The sequence below is a fragment of the Methanococcoides orientis genome (assembly GCF_021184045.1).
GTDB classification, from domain to species: domain Archaea; phylum Halobacteriota; class Methanosarcinia; order Methanosarcinales; family Methanosarcinaceae; genus Methanococcoides; species Methanococcoides orientis.
In genome coordinates this window covers 887876-901706 of record NZ_CP073710.1, presented here as the reverse complement: position 1 = coordinate 901706, position 13831 = coordinate 887876, and the positions used below count along the sequence as shown (strand labels likewise).

The 13831-nt window shown below is 39.2% G+C and carries 15 protein-coding genes and 1 pseudogene; 8 read left to right on the top strand and 8 right to left on the bottom strand.

The features are described 5' to 3' along the window. Nucleotides 1-58: 58 nt before the first annotated feature. From J7W08_RS04495 to J7W08_RS04475, 5 genes are all read right to left on the bottom strand, one after another. Complete coding sequence (locus J7W08_RS04495) at nucleotides 59-1285, bottom strand: ABC transporter permease (protein WP_233085440.1); 1227 nt, start codon at nucleotides 1283-1285, stop codon at nucleotides 59-61. Then, nucleotides 1263-2585 (bottom strand): COG1361 S-layer family protein, encoded by a 1323-nt coding sequence (locus J7W08_RS04490; RefSeq protein ID WP_233085439.1) that lies wholly within the window; start codon nucleotides 2583-2585, stop codon nucleotides 1263-1265. Before J7W08_RS04490 ends, J7W08_RS04495 begins: the two co-directional genes overlap by 23 nt. Continuing rightward, on the bottom strand, nucleotides 2582-3295 hold the full coding sequence (locus tag J7W08_RS04485; protein WP_233085438.1) for an ABC transporter ATP-binding protein: 714 nt from the start codon (nucleotides 3293-3295) through the stop codon (nucleotides 2582-2584). The genes J7W08_RS04490 and J7W08_RS04485 overlap by 4 nt, the downstream gene beginning before the upstream one ends. Nucleotides 3296-3851: 556 nt before the next feature. Then, complete coding sequence (locus J7W08_RS04480; protein WP_233085437.1) at nucleotides 3852-4616, bottom strand: helix-turn-helix transcriptional regulator; 765 nt, start codon at nucleotides 4614-4616, stop codon at nucleotides 3852-3854. A gap of 17 nt (nucleotides 4617-4633) precedes the next feature. Further along, nucleotides 4634-5548, bottom strand: coding sequence for a hypothetical protein (locus tag J7W08_RS04475; protein WP_233085436.1), 915 nt, complete (start codon nucleotides 5546-5548; stop codon nucleotides 4634-4636). Nucleotides 5549-6151: 603 nt separating this feature from the next. Between J7W08_RS04475 and J7W08_RS04470 the strand changes: the two genes are divergently transcribed. From J7W08_RS04470 to J7W08_RS04445, 6 genes and pseudogenes are all read left to right on the top strand, one after another. Further along, on the top strand, nucleotides 6152-6739 hold the full coding sequence (locus tag J7W08_RS04470) for a hypothetical protein (protein WP_233085435.1): 588 nt from the start codon (nucleotides 6152-6154) through the stop codon (nucleotides 6737-6739). A 56-nt stretch (nucleotides 6740-6795) separates the two neighbouring features. Continuing rightward, nucleotides 6796-6978: a hypothetical protein gene (locus J7W08_RS04465; RefSeq protein WP_233085434.1), complete on the top strand. Its 183-nt coding sequence runs from the start codon at nucleotides 6796-6798 to the stop codon at nucleotides 6976-6978. A 337-nt stretch (nucleotides 6979-7315) separates the two neighbouring features. Further along, nucleotides 7316-8124: pseudogene (locus tag J7W08_RS04460) on the top strand (FTR1 family iron permease). A 248-nt stretch (nucleotides 8125-8372) separates the two neighbouring features. Continuing rightward, complete coding sequence (locus J7W08_RS04455; RefSeq protein WP_233085433.1) at nucleotides 8373-8873, top strand: PepSY domain-containing protein; 501 nt, start codon at nucleotides 8373-8375, stop codon at nucleotides 8871-8873. Between the two features lie 446 nt (nucleotides 8874-9319). Next, on the top strand, nucleotides 9320-9529 hold the full coding sequence (locus J7W08_RS04450) for a hypothetical protein (protein ID WP_233085432.1): 210 nt from the start codon (nucleotides 9320-9322) through the stop codon (nucleotides 9527-9529). Between the two features lie 30 nt (nucleotides 9530-9559). Continuing rightward, nucleotides 9560-9853: an ArsR/SmtB family transcription factor gene (locus J7W08_RS04445; RefSeq protein WP_048192996.1), complete on the top strand. Its 294-nt coding sequence runs from the start codon at nucleotides 9560-9562 to the stop codon at nucleotides 9851-9853. Between the two features lie 158 nt (nucleotides 9854-10011). Here the strand turns inward: J7W08_RS04445 and J7W08_RS04440 are convergent, their stop codons facing one another. From J7W08_RS04440 to J7W08_RS04430, 3 genes are all read right to left on the bottom strand, one after another. After that, nucleotides 10012-10569 carry a c-type cytochrome gene (locus J7W08_RS04440; RefSeq protein ID WP_233085431.1) on the bottom strand — a complete coding sequence of 186 codons (558 nt, stop codon included), beginning with the start codon at nucleotides 10567-10569 and terminating at the stop codon, nucleotides 10012-10014. A 96-nt stretch (nucleotides 10570-10665) separates the two neighbouring features. After that, nucleotides 10666-10896, bottom strand: coding sequence for a ferredoxin (locus tag J7W08_RS04435; protein ID WP_233085430.1), 231 nt, complete (start codon nucleotides 10894-10896; stop codon nucleotides 10666-10668). A gap of 83 nt (nucleotides 10897-10979) precedes the next feature. Continuing rightward, nucleotides 10980-12311, bottom strand: coding sequence for a transglutaminase-like domain-containing protein (locus tag J7W08_RS04430; protein ID WP_233085429.1), 1332 nt, complete (start codon nucleotides 12309-12311; stop codon nucleotides 10980-10982). Nucleotides 12312-12484: 173 nt separating this feature from the next. Here J7W08_RS04430 and J7W08_RS04425 point away from each other — a divergent pair, with 173 nt between their 5' ends. Continuing rightward, nucleotides 12485-12667, top strand: coding sequence for a DUF378 domain-containing protein (locus J7W08_RS04425; RefSeq protein ID WP_233085428.1), 183 nt, complete (start codon nucleotides 12485-12487; stop codon nucleotides 12665-12667). Nucleotides 12668-12748: 81 nt separating this feature from the next. After that, nucleotides 12749-13771, top strand: coding sequence for a YbgA family protein (locus J7W08_RS04420; protein WP_233085427.1), 1023 nt, complete (start codon nucleotides 12749-12751; stop codon nucleotides 13769-13771). Nucleotides 13772-13831 lie beyond the last annotated feature (60 nt).

The window sequence follows — 13831 nt, the reverse complement described above, 5'->3', positions numbered from 1 at the left end:
CGTTGCAGAGTTCTACTGGGAAACTCGAAATGTAAAATTTAAAAAATGAGGTATGATATCACTCATACCTCAAAGCGTCCACAGGTTTCAACTTTGAGGCCCTATATGCAGGTACAACACCTGATATAATGCCGACAAAAATTGCGATGGAGATGCCTATAACCACCAAGTCAGGGGAAAGTGTGGATCCCATCGAGGAGCGCATGATCGTTAGTCCAAGCATGGGCAGCATCGATGTCAGAACAAGGCTTAGAAGAATGCCAAGAACACCGCCGACAAGGCCAACCATAGCAGAGTTGAACAGGAATATCATTAATATGTCCCTGTTCCTGGCTCCTATGGCTTTCATTGTTCCTATGTCCTTGGTCCTTTCCATCACAGATGTGAACATTGTGTTTGCAATTCCTACTGATCCTACTATCAAAGAAACACCAGCGATAGCACCAAGGAAAAGACTCATTGAATCCATCATATCGGATGCGCTCTCCAACTGGGAGCTGGAGTCAGATACGGTAAAATCCCTGTCACGTTCTGTCACGTGTCTGGAGATCATGAGCTTCTCTTCGATGTCTTCTACCACTGCATCAACATTGTCGACATCATCGACCGTTACAATTATGGAATCATAAACATCTTCTTCAGCATCCTCTATTATATCAACTGCTGCATCTATGGGCATAATGATTCCATTTTCATTGTCTCCTGATTCCAGTATACCTACAACTCTTACGGATTTTCCGTTGATGGTGATCACCTGGTTGACACCTATGGGCTGGTCAAAGATATCATTGGCAACGTTGTCCCCGATGACAGCAACATAGTTGTCTGAAGCTTCAAGCAACCTTCCGGAGGCAACATCATAGGATGTAACATACTGCCATACCTGCGGGTCAACACCTGTTAGGGAAATGCTTGCTGACTGTCCCAGATAGTATACATCTTCGCTGCCTGTTATCTGGCCATACAGATAATCGACATTTTCAACCAGTTTCAGGGCCATCACGTCCTTATCGGTCAATTCCGCATTTGTTGAGGAGGAAGAAGTTCCTCCAAACTTATTACCCATTGCTGATGACGCCTGGGAGTATCCCGGAGTAATGGTAATGGATGTCATATCCATGTCCGCAAAGCGACTTTCCATGTCCGCTTCCATGCTATCACTAAGTGCCATGATAGTGACGACAGACCCGACACCTATCACAATACCTATTATTGTGAGCCAGCTCCTGATCTTGCTGTGGAAGAGGATATTGGCAGCAAGCTTAAGATATGTCCTGTACCTCATCGTCCTTACCCTTTGAAGCTTTCTTTTTCCTGTAATACATTGCTCCTCCAGCCACGACTGCCAGTACTGTCAGGTATAACAGGTAATTGCTTGTGGAAGACGAGTTTTTTGTGGCACGATTCCCGGAAGCAGTACCATCGCCTGTAGCAGACATCAGCTCAATAGGAACACTTTTTTCAACCGAAATTCTTTGTCCGGTTGAATCCGTATATTCTATTACAACTGTGAGTTCGTTCTGGGAGGATTGTGACTGGCGTAATGTTTCTATTTCTTCAGGATCCATTTCATCCCTGTTGATCGATGATTTATCTATCTCTTCTGAATTGGTCGCAAGATCATTATTGACAATGGTAAATGAAGTGATAGTGTAGTCACCTTTGTCAAGGTTGCCTACTATGGATGCAGAGCTGCCAATAACTTTGTAGTTTTCCTGTTCAGGGATAATCACTTTGACAGAATATGCTTCATTGTTACCAATATTGGCAACCGATAGGGAAACTTCTCCTGCATTTCCTTCCGAGAAAGCAACATCGAAGTCGGTTTCTCCACCAACGAAGATACCTGCTTTGGTATTGATCTCGTTGACATTGGAATCGTAATCCTCGAATTCCAAGCAAATGTCAAGTTGGTAAAGTCCGGGGTCAGCGTTTACATCGGCAATCACTGAATATGTGACTGTGGCTGATTCTCCGGTTTCAAGGTATGATATGAATTTTGTATTGTCGGAGTATACCGGAAGGATCTCTCCGTTTGGTTCATCCCATGAAATTGCCATGTTCTTGAGGGGTGAACTTCCTGTGTTTGTTACTGTGAATTCCAGTGTTTCTTCTACTGCACGATCGATAATTGCTTCGTTAATTAGTACCTGAGCGTATTCCATTCCACGTACTTCAACATCAACTGTTGTAGTTTTAGTTGCACTGTTTCCTTCATTGACAGTTATGTCGAGATCATAGAAACCTTCTGTTGCATTAGGATCAACATTTAGTGTGAACCTGAGGATCGCTGCATCTTCTTCGTCCTGACGTGCATCGAGGAATGTGATGGTTTCACTCAACGATTCGCCGGATACTTCTGAAAATGGATATTCGGGTTCAATTTCAACCTTCACACCGGCAAGATCTTCGTTTCCGATGTTCTGTACACTGACTGTCAGTTCAACAGTCTCACCGGGTCTTGCGGGGTTTGGGCTCTGGCTCATTACGTCTACACTGACACCAGGAGCACTCGTATAAGTTGCTGCAGATGCAGTTGCAACTGGTAATGCTAATAGCATTAATAATATCAAAATTTTTTTCATTCCAATCCTTTCTCCTTAGTTTCTATTTTTTCGATCATTCCATCTCTGATGTAGATGATTTTTTCAGCATATTTTACAAGTTCATTGTCATGGGTGACGATTATTATCGTCTTGTTCTTGTCTTCATGCAATTCGTTCAAAAATTCCAGTATGTAGTCTCCGGTCTTACTGTCCAGAGCGCCGGTAGGCTCGTCTGCCAGAAGTATTTCCGGATTAACCGATAGTGATCTTGCAATGGCAACTCTCTGTCTTTGTCCTCCAGATAGTTGGGAAGGTAAGTGTTGCATTTTGTCTTCAAGTCCCACGATCTTCAGCAGTTCTCTGGCTCGTTTGTCTGCTACATTGGCATTCACTTCCTGGAATTCCAGTGGTAACATAACATTTTCCAGAGAATTGAGTGTGGGGATCAGATTAAACTGTTGAAAAATGAAGCCAATACTCCTACCCCGAATTTGTGCCAGCTCGGATTCATCAAGACTGGAAATATCTTTTCCACTTAAGCTGACAGTTCCTTTTGTAGGGGTATCCAGGCATCCGATCTGGTTCATCAGGGTACTTTTGCCGCTTCCACTTGGTCCGAGTATGACCACAAATTCGCCTTTTTTGATTTGCAGGTCAACTCCTTTTAGTGCTGCAAACTCAATTTCACCCATCTGGTAGATCTTCCAGACATCCTTCAGATCTATAAGGGGAACTTCATTTTCATTCATCTTTGTTGAAACCTCGCGAAATTAATTATCTGATTTTTTTTCTTCTGACTGTTACTTGATTTGCAATTATCCTCTCTCAAGGTGGTTCTGAATTAGATATGTGGGGTCTATCATCTCACCAATAGGGTTTTAGGTGGTAGTTGCTACCACCTTGAGAGGGGGGCGTGGTAGCATCCACCAATTAGTTATTTTGAATATAAGCATACTTTATTTTTGAAGAATATATATGGTTATAAAGTCAAAATGAAGCTTTTTAATGCTTAATTATTCTTAAAAACGCATTATAATGTGTATAAATTAAAATTTAAACAACTATTTTTCTTTATTTTGTATTGTATGTGATAAAACAAATTTCATTTTTTGGATCGCACAAAAAATAATTATTAAAAATAAGGTATGAGCTTGTGGGTTTAGCTAAAATCAGTCTGTAAAATTCAAATTATATATTCCTGATCAATGAAATCAGAACGTCAGGAATGGACAAAAAATCAAGTTGTAGAATAAGAATAAAAATAGGAATAAGAACAAGAATAAGAACTAAAATAAGTTGCTGATTTTATTTTCTATCTTTTAGTATGATGACGTTTCCACGTCCCTTTCTGAACTTCTCCACATAACCTTTTGCCTCAAGTTCCGACAACATAAGGCTTACTTTTCCTTCGGAGTATTTGATCTTGCTTCGAAGGTCTTTTTGAGTTATCCTTCCTCCATTCGCTATTATTATATCGAGTACTTCCTGAAGGTCAGATGGGAACTCTTCTTTTTCTTCTTCCGGTTCAGCAACTACTTCCAGTTGATATGTGACGTGATCAGTTCCTTTTTTCTTATGCATAAAGGAATATGCACCGATCATTGCTAATGCAATCACTATGGCCACGATCGAATAAGTGCTGATAGATGATTGATTGTTTTTTTCGGAAGCAATTAAGCTTTCCTTAACCGGAGCAATTTCAGCAAGGTCTTCTTCAGTTATCAGCCCTTCAGAGTATGCAGGGTAAAGCAGGAGATCAATGACGTAGCTACCACCATCTGTAATGACAATATCCTCTTCTGCGAGATAGATAAGGGTATCATTCTGGTAATATCTAGCTGTGATTGTGTAGCTACCAGGATTAAGGTCAAATGAATATGTTCCGTATTTTGCTACAAAGGATTGCGGAGGGGTTGAATTGACCTGTATTATCGTATTCTCCAGCGGTTCAAATGTGTTCCACTCATATGTTGCTCCATGAACGATAGCTGAGCTGTTTGCAGCTGCCATTCCTGTTGGTAGCATAATGATCAGGATAAAAAGGAACAATATTGAATGTCTGGTTTTCATGTTAACAGCTGTTGCAATTATATTTTATCTAAAGTGGTCATCCATTGACCCTGTTCAGTCTGGCCATCCATCTTGCTAATGGTGTATGTACCATTTCCAGACATTATAACTTCTCCCTGACCGGTTGCATTGAATGATATATTACTTCCTTTTATCATAACAGCCAGGTTGGAACCGGATATGTCTGCATATCCATTATATTTTCTATACAGGGACACATTTTTTTCTTCGTGAAGGACAGCTGAACTTTCGTGATCAGCATCGATATCTATTTCCATGTCACCTTTGAAATCGGATATAGCTACCATTGCCTCTTCAGCGTATAAGCCAATAGTAAGGTTACCGTCAAGGGTCGCTGTACCGTTTCCATTAGCAGAAATATTCTCTGTCAGGTCAAGTGTTACAGAACCAGGGTTTATGAGCTTCACTTCTTCAAATATTTCTTTTAATATCCTGTTTGCTTCATTTAATTCCTGCAAAGACTGAGTAAGGTAGTACCTCTTATTGACTTGCGTTACCGGCTCCGTCTCATATGCCAGTCTTTGGTTCTCTCTTGCTCTTTTGATGGCTTGATCATAACTTCCAAGGAGACCTCTAAGCTTTTCAACGTCTTTGCCATTTGCTTCCAGTCTATTAATTTCATCTTCAATTTGAATAGCTGTAATTTCTGATCTGGTGATCATGTCCTCTATAAAGATTTCCGGGTTCTTTCTCAGAGGATCAGTTTCGTTTTTGGGAGACAAATTGTTATTGTCATGGTGGAATCCAAACCTATCATTAAGCCCTAATAATTTCAGAGGCGAATCTTTGAGACTGTTCCAGGGAGTAATATTTTTTTCCTGATGATCTGTAGTTTTCTGGTCGACACATCCTGATATGAAAAGTGTGAGTATAAAGAGTGCAATTAATGCTAAATATGCTGTTTTTTTCATATTCTTTTAGATCTCCTTATGCTGGATGTTTTGTCGATAACTTGCGGATACACTGATTTTCTTACAATTGATATATGTTTATTGATTGAATGACTGAGCTTTGTATCACTTGTTATCAGCTACTTGATGTTGGCCTAAATATATATGTATACTTTACATGAATGAAAAAATAGTATGATCTATTTTGTATATATACATGTGATCTTTAATTTTTTTCTTTATAATGCTTTATTATTGTTTTAAAATTAAGATTAATAGCATTTATTCTTTTAAAATCGTTTTAAGATTTAAATATTGTTTTATTTGTAATTTACTTGAAATTAATTCTGTTTTTATCGAGTAACTTCACTAATTTTAACATTATAAAATCAAGTTTCAATTTGAAGAAATATTTGTTGCTTATATTTAAAGCATTGATGAGTATTTAATTCTTATTTAAAATAGAATAAATAGAAATTTAAGTTATAATTAATATTAAAATGCTTCTTTTTAACTTTAGACCTATTTTATATGCTAAATAAAGAAAGTATGCTTATATTTAACCCTGTCAATGTCGTAATTGTAAGCTACCAGCGATATACTGGTACTCAAGGAGTTGATAATATGACAAAAAAAGTACTAAAATTGCTTTCCTGTCTTGCAGTCATGTTGATGGTGTTAAGCATTCTGCCATCGGCTGCACTTGCTGCAGAAGACAATGTGAACTTGAAATTTGGAAAGATGAATAGATCCGATTCTGGAATGGATATCGATGACAATGACAAAGTGCTTCAAGAAATGCCGGAATTTGAGACTGAAGAAGAAATGTTCGAATATATTCAAAATGAACTGTTCGAATTCATCGATGAGCAGATTGAAGTTCTTGAAAATAAAAAAGCGAATCTCGATGAGATTGAAAATAAAAATATAACTGCTGAACTAATCGATGAGCAAATTGAAGTTCTCGATAATGCAAAAGAAGAGACTGAAAATGCAGAATCTCTGGAAGATCTTGAGGAAATAAGGAAATCAATTATGACGCCTCAGGCGGATGAGCATGAATACTTGAAATCTGAAAAAATGAACAGGTCCGATTCAGAAATTGATGTCGATAACAAGATGAACACAGAAAGGCCTGGTATCGCGACTGATGACGGAATATTCGAACAAATAAAGAACACTGTGCTCGGATTCTTCGATAAGTGGATTTAAGCGTGTGAAAGCACAGAATTCTGCAAGAGGATTAAATTTCCAACGGTTGTGAGTTAATGGTATTGTTTTCAGAAGAGCTTATAATAGCGACTTTGGCAATCCTATTCATTACTGTTATTGTGCTTGTTATATCTCATTGGGTATATCGTGCACAGACAGCACTTGAAGAAGGTCGTATCAGGGCTGAATCCATGAAAGTTTCTCGTCTGGATTGTGATGAATGTGGGGAGAAAAGTTGACAGTATAAAAACGAATAATTCCATCTTAACGAAAGCTGGTGAATCGACTGATTCAAAGAGCAAATGAATGACAAGGATATGATGATATCCAATCTCCTCCTTACAATATTGAAGAGGAAGGGGTATAATTTTTACTTTACTGGATGGCTACATATGGAAAATGCCATCCATTTTTAACTATTTTGTTCTGTCACATTTAATGTTCAAGGTTTCATTTTAAGCAATATTGATTCATTCCTACCGGAATTCTATGTTGCAACGATTGTCGCAATAACAACAATTATATACCACCCCTACGATTGTTAGGCATACCAAATAATAATGGGAATGATTAAATATGTTCTCAAGCTTTATGATAACATTCAGGGAAGGGCTTGAAGCCTTTCTGATCGTGGGGATCATCCTCGCGTATCTTGTGCAGACAAGACAACGGAACTGAACAGGTACGTCTATAGTGGTACAGGACTTGCTATAGTTGGAAGCCTGATCGCTGCAGTTGTCTTCAACCTTCTTGCGATACAATTTGAAGGACGTAACGAGGAGCTCTTTGAAGGAATTGTGATGCTGGTAGCAGCAGTTATCCTGACATCCATGATCATCTGGATGGCACGTGAGAATAACAATATCTCATCAACGATAAAGGAGCAGGTCGAAGGGAAGAAAGCCTACGGACTCTTTGCACTGGCATTCCTCTCTGTCCTGAGGGAATGTATTGAGACCGTACTTTTCCTGGGTGCAGCAGCAATGAACACGGAAACCAATGCTGTGCTCTACGGAGGAATTGCAGGTCTTTCTGTATCCATTGTGGTCGCATACCTGGTGTTCAAATACTCTTCACACACTGACCTGAACAACTTCTTCAAGATCACCAGCATCTTCCTGATCCTCTTTGCAGCGGGACTGGCAGCACATGGTGTGCACGAACTTCAGGAAGCAGGCGTAGTTCCGATCATTGTAGAACATGTCTGGGATATCAATCACGTCATCGATGAGAAAGGAACCTTTGGTTCTATCATGAAGTCTCTGCTCGGATACAACGGAAACCCATCGCTTATCGAAGTGCTGACCTATGTTGGATACTACATTGTGGTTGGTATCGGGCTGAGAGTACCCGGAAGGAAGGATAAGATCGCCATAACGGCATGATCTTATCTTAATTTAAGCTACCTGACTGCTACCATCAACAAAGATGGTAGCATCTCTCTTTCTTTAATATATTTTTTCACCAAATACCTTTGCTTGATGCCGATATTCTTCAAAAATATAATTCTTGCATTATGGTTTTGAATGTTTAGGGCACAATCCTTAAATAGCAACGAATACATGTGTAACATATAGGCTACATATACAAACTATGGTTACATAGTTTGAAATGAACAAAGGATGTGAACAAAATGAGAAAAATAACAAACATGCTTTTGGTAGGTGCTATATTTCTTGCCGGTGCAGGAATGATCGCACTGACGATGCAAACTGATACTGTCCAGGCTGCTTATGGTTCAGGTCCGGGATCTGGATGGGGTGGATGCCCTGCATATGGCTCAGGCTATTCGGGCTATTCCGGATATAACATGGCAAATACCTATTCCGGTAATTATGAACTGACAGTTGAAAGCATTGAAGATGCATTAGGCATAGCTCAGGAGCAGATCGATGCCGATGTGAAAGAGGAGAACATCTACCAGATGGGCAGATGGTGGGTTGTGTATTACATGAACGATGATGGTGTTGTAATGCGTAGCTACATTGATGCATTCACTGGTGACGTTCTGGACACTACAACTCAGTCATACGACTATTCGAACACAGGACGTGGCTATGGTATGATGTACGGTGCTGGCTATGGTATGGGCCATGGTCCCGGAATGGGATATAGCAGAATGTATCGTTACTGATTAATGAATTATGTGGATTTCCTGCCATTTATTTTTGAATTGTACCCCCCACTCCCCACTGTGGCAGGGATCATCCACTTACCTCTATGAAGAGTCTGATCTTAGCAGGAAGGTGATAATATGATGGGCTATGGAATGTATGGTGATTATGGGGTATTTGGAGGTTTAGGAGGTTTTTCTATGATATTTAGCTTGCTTATACTGATAGCTCTTATCTGGTTAATTTCTTCATTTTTAAACAACAGGTCGTGCATTTTCAACAATGGGTCGTGCAATACCAAAGACGATCGTGACACACGCTTATCCCGTATTGAAGAACAGGTGGAGAGCAATCGTGAATCACTGGATAAGATATTGAAGAAACTGGATTGAGTCCCATTTTTTGTTTATTTATATGGGATATTAGTAAAGATTAATATGAAAACAAAAACATCTTATGAATAACTATGATGCACTATTACAATACATTTAGTTTATTTGATTTTTTCCTGGAAGTTCTCCTTATACTATTGGTCGTAGGTCTAGTCATTTTCTTCATTAACAAATCCGGGTTTGCAGGTGCAGCTAGCAACGAGAAACTCGTGAGCATGGAGAAAGATGTTGCTGAGATCAAGAAGACTGTAGAAGAGATCAAAGAGAAACTGGAAGAGATCTAAGTCCAACTTAATACCCTGGCCGGTCTTACTATGGGAAAAACAATGCAGCAGATAGTATCTATAGGTGAGGCTATTTCACATCCTCTGAGGCTTAAGCTTCTCTATATGCTCTCAGAAAGGGAATGGTATGTGTATGAGCTTGCCAAAGAGCTGAATGTCTCCCGGCAGGTCCTCTATCTTCATTTAAAGCGTCTTGAGAAGGCTGGATTTGTAGAAAGTGATCTTCGTCTTGAAGATGACGATATGAGGGCAAAGAAATTTTTCAAGCTCAAGGAGTTCGATGTCTCACTCAATATCGAAGACCTGGGAACTTTCTTTGAATGACATTTTTCCGTTTTTGATCCTCTACTCATCTATGGGAAATTAAGTAAAAGTATCAGAGATCATTAACTGATGTCCCATTCAGGTTCCCGTTTTCAATATCCGTATTTTTTTGAAAAAAGAAAGCAGGAATTCTTCACTTAAAAATAAGGATCCCTGTATCAAAGCGTTTTCAGATATTCGATCAGATCTTCCATGTCTTCATCTGAAAGGTCCCATCTGGGCATTGTGTAATCCAGTTCTTCACCAGAAGGATCTTTTCCTTCCCTTATGGCAATAGTAATCGTTTCATCAGTGTATGGAGGATGCTCTTCATGTTCATTTTCATGTTCTTCTTCGGAAGTCAGGACTTCATAGGTTATATCTGAAGGTATTACAGTTCCCATCATTATTGGAACTCCCCCTTTCCCATCAACACCATGACAGCTTACACAGCTTCCACCATGGACATACAACCAATGAGGACCGCCACTAACCGGTATTTCCTGTCGATTTTCATTAAGACCTGTATAATAGATCATTTCTCCGTTCGATGAAAAATCTGTAATGATGTTCGGATCTGTCATCGAATCATATTGTGCCGGGTACATATATCCGGGATCATGCCACTCATATCCACTATCAGTTGTATCAGATCGTTCATCGTAAACATTTATACATCCTGCGACCATTAGTATTATTCCGATCGAGATCAATGTTCTGGCAATTGGTATTGTCAACTTCAATTTCCCCCTTGATTTTAGAAATTATTGATCAAAGCAATTTGTTCTAAATAAATAAAAAAGAAAGAAAAGGCCTTTAATATATATCAGACGTTAGCCATCATTGCCGATTGCATCTACTGGGCATGAATCCATTGCATTTTCACAATCCTTTGTCTCGGAATCTTTTTCCGGTTGCTTAAAGACAAATGCAGTCGATTCATCTTCAGTCATCCTGAAGTTATCCGGAGCATCATTTGTGCATAAACGACATCCAATGCATCCTTCATCCACATAGAATTGACCCGGTACATTTTCAGCTACTTTATTTTCTTTATCGGCCATTGTTAATTCCCCCCACTTTTGGATACTATTAAACAAATTTGAATTTCCTTTCTACTTATAGTTTATTGTGAAGTCATCAACCTTCAGGAAACGATCCAATCACTGTAAACAATTGTCTGTTCAGCATTTGAACCCCAGGCTATTACAGCGACACGATATTCCTGACCAACAGGGACCTTCATATTGGTCACTGTATAAGTTACCCCGCCTTCTGCTTCAATTTCATCGATCTCATCACTTTGGACCTGGTCCCAGGCCATGCCTACATCTGTCGATTCAAGGTACGTGTATATAATCACGTCTTTTGCAGTTGCAGAACCGACGTTCATGACCTTAATATCCAGGCTCGCATATGTGTAGGCAGCTTGTCTCTGGCTGCTTCCCGTAAATTCAATTTGCAGCTGAGGGTATCCAAATCCGATAGGAGTTATTGTTGCCTCTACATCTCGATACTCATCAGGTATTACACCTATGTCCCAGCCGGAATTAGTTGTTTCAAGGTAGAAATACCTGACTCCGTTGTAATCATAGTAGCTTCCGGAGATGCCTTCATCACCTTGCACACCTACTGCCATATGATCGGGCAATGTGATCAATGCTACTCCATATCCCATTTCGTGTAGAAGTGATGCGAGAAGGATCGAAGAATCCTCGCAATCCCCTCCACCGTGATATAGCGTCTCGAATGGGAATCTCGGGTATTCATCGTATCCTGCAGAAGCACTATCACTGACATAAGGGAGGGACTGGACGAATGCGGTTGCAATGTATGGTATCTCATCGTTATCATAACCGCCTTCATCAGCGAGGTATTCCAATTGTGTGGTTACCTGTGAGATCAGTTCGTCATCGTATGGATCATTTGCAAACTGGTCATAGTCCCTGCTTCGGCTTCTTTCGGAATACAAGTCGTAATCTTCTTTGTAGTATTCGTTCTTGATCCAGAACTCTGTGTTGTCGTATTCCCACTCATAAGTACGTGTAATGGAATCTTCAGTTAGTGAAACTGTTATTATGGGTTCGGATTCAATGTCGATAGGATCTGTTTCCAGAAATATCTCAGGTTTTAGTTCATAGGTCAGATCAATAGAAAAACTGCTATCATATATCTTATCCAGCTTTATAGAATAAACAATATTTTGCTCATCAGGGTCCTTTACATTATATGTTTGGCCTGTGGATAATGTTCTTGTGGAATATTGTTTTCCGTCCTTCCTGAAAGAGATAACCGCAAAATCTTCTTTTCGATCGATCTCCAGAACCTTCAGTGAGTATCCATTTTCAAGATCAAGTATGGCAGTTTTCTTGATAGTTGTGTTATATTGCTCAGTATAGTCCTCAGTTGCTATGTCAGTTTCATCAAGATAAGTTGATCCGCTCTCTTCAGGATATTCTTCTTCTGCTATGCAACCCATGCATGAACAAATGATAATAAATAGTAAAAACCACGAGATAGATCGTTTGATACCCATATAAAATGAAATTTACTGCTTAAATATAATAGCATTGTGGTTGCTACCAATGGTTGCTTTGATCAGGATTGTTGCTTTGATCACGAGTACTTTCTATCAAAAATCAGAAGAAACAGTTGGACTGGATAGCAATAGATCTGGTAGTTATTGGAGGTTTGAACTGGGGATTAGTCGGAATCTCACAGGATTTCAATCTTGTAGCTTTGATCTTCGGTTACAGCATAATTGCGAGAATTGAGTATCTACTGGTCGGATTATCAGCATTTTACATGATCGATTTTGCAAATAAAAAACATTGAGGCAGCAATTTGCTGCCTTTCTTTTTAAATATGAGTTCTAACTTATAATTTATTATGAGTTGATGGGATTGGGAGGTTTAAATGTCAAACTGTAATATTCCCGAGTATCCATACTCAAGACCTCGCGTGGTTGCAAGTAAATGTCTTGAGTTTGAAGCTGTGCGCTATAATGGAAGCGTTATTAATTGCCCTACTGTTCGTGCTTTAATTCCATTTGTAGATTTCATCACAGTTTGCCCGGAAGTAGAAATTGGACTTGGGGTTCCACGTGATACTATAAGGATCGTGCTTGTAGATGGCAAGAAAAGACTGATTCAGCCAAAAACAGAGACTGATATAACAGAAAGTATGGATAATTTCACTGACAAATTTCTGAATGATCTGCCTGATGTTGATGGTTTCATATTTAAATCCGGTTCACCTACGATCGGAATAAGGAAGATCAAGATATACGCTGCTTCTGATAAAGGGTTCGTAATTGATTATGGGTCTGGCTTTTTTGCAGACAAGATCGTTCAGAAATATGCAGAATATCCTCTTGAAGAGGACGATCGGCTTAGAAACAATATTATAAGGAATCATTTCCTTACAAAACTTTTTGTGTTTTCAGATCTTCGGACTGTGAAAGAGTCGGGTTCATTTGAAAAGCTGGAGAGGTTCCATAAGTATAATCGTTATCTTTTCCGCCTGTATGATCGTGATCTGGCTGTGAAAATGGATCAGTTATTGGAGAATAAAAGCTCATTAGGATCTGATAAGATCATGACAGAATATGGTAAACTCATTCCACAGGTTTTTTCCAGATCACCGGGTTCGAACGAATTTATGGATATTGCAAACGAGTTACTCTTAAGTGTAGCTTCTTCTTTGAATGACGTTGAAGAGAAATACCTTGAGCAGGTAATTAAAAAATATGCGGATAATCGAATGGCATGCGATGCATTACTTGAGGTCCTTAAGCTTTATGTTATGCGTTTTAGTGATTCAAAAGAAGAATATTCCAGATTGTTCTTCCCATATCCGGAAGAATTAAAGAATGAATCAGAACCTGATCGGGACAGGGATTTCTGGGCAAATTTCCCGATATTAACTAAGCCTGATTGATTCCAGAATTAACAATTAATAAATACTGAAACAATCTAAAATTGTATTAGTGTTTTACGT

Excerpts from the sequence above, each read along its gene's own strand:
- J7W08_RS04485 (WP_233085438.1), bottom strand. The coding sequence starts at position 3,295 with ATGAATGAAAATGAAGTTCCCCTTATAGATCTGAAGGATGTCTGGAAG.
- J7W08_RS04490 (WP_233085439.1), bottom strand. The coding sequence starts at position 2,585 with ATGAAAAAAATTTTGATATTATTAATGCTATTAGCATTACCAGTTGCA.
- J7W08_RS04420 (WP_233085427.1), top strand. The coding sequence starts at position 12,749 with ATGTCAAACTGTAATATTCCCGAGTATCCATACTCAAGACCTCGCGTG.
- J7W08_RS04445 (WP_048192996.1), top strand. The coding sequence starts at position 9,560 with ATGGGAAAAACAATGCAGCAGATAGTATCTATAGGTGAGGCTATTTCA.
- J7W08_RS04495 (WP_233085440.1), bottom strand. The coding sequence starts at position 1,285 with ATGAGGTACAGGACATATCTTAAGCTTGCTGCCAATATCCTCTTCCAC.
- J7W08_RS04465 (WP_233085434.1), top strand. The coding sequence starts at position 6,796 with ATGGTATTGTTTTCAGAAGAGCTTATAATAGCGACTTTGGCAATCCTA.
- J7W08_RS04435 (WP_233085430.1), bottom strand. The coding sequence starts at position 10,896 with ATGGCCGATAAAGAAAATAAAGTAGCTGAAAATGTACCGGGTCAATTC.
- J7W08_RS04455 (WP_233085433.1), top strand. The coding sequence starts at position 8,373 with ATGAGAAAAATAACAAACATGCTTTTGGTAGGTGCTATATTTCTTGCC.
- J7W08_RS04480 (WP_233085437.1), bottom strand. The coding sequence starts at position 4,616 with ATGAAAACCAGACATTCAATATTGTTCCTTTTTATCCTGATCATTATG.
- J7W08_RS04475 (WP_233085436.1), bottom strand. The coding sequence starts at position 5,548 with ATGAAAAAAACAGCATATTTAGCATTAATTGCACTCTTTATACTCACA.
- J7W08_RS04470 (WP_233085435.1), top strand. The coding sequence starts at position 6,152 with ATGACAAAAAAAGTACTAAAATTGCTTTCCTGTCTTGCAGTCATGTTG.
- J7W08_RS04450 (WP_233085432.1), top strand. The coding sequence starts at position 9,320 with ATGATGCACTATTACAATACATTTAGTTTATTTGATTTTTTCCTGGAA.
- J7W08_RS04430 (WP_233085429.1), bottom strand. The coding sequence starts at position 12,311 with ATGGGTTGCATAGCAGAAGAAGAATATCCTGAAGAGAGCGGATCAACT.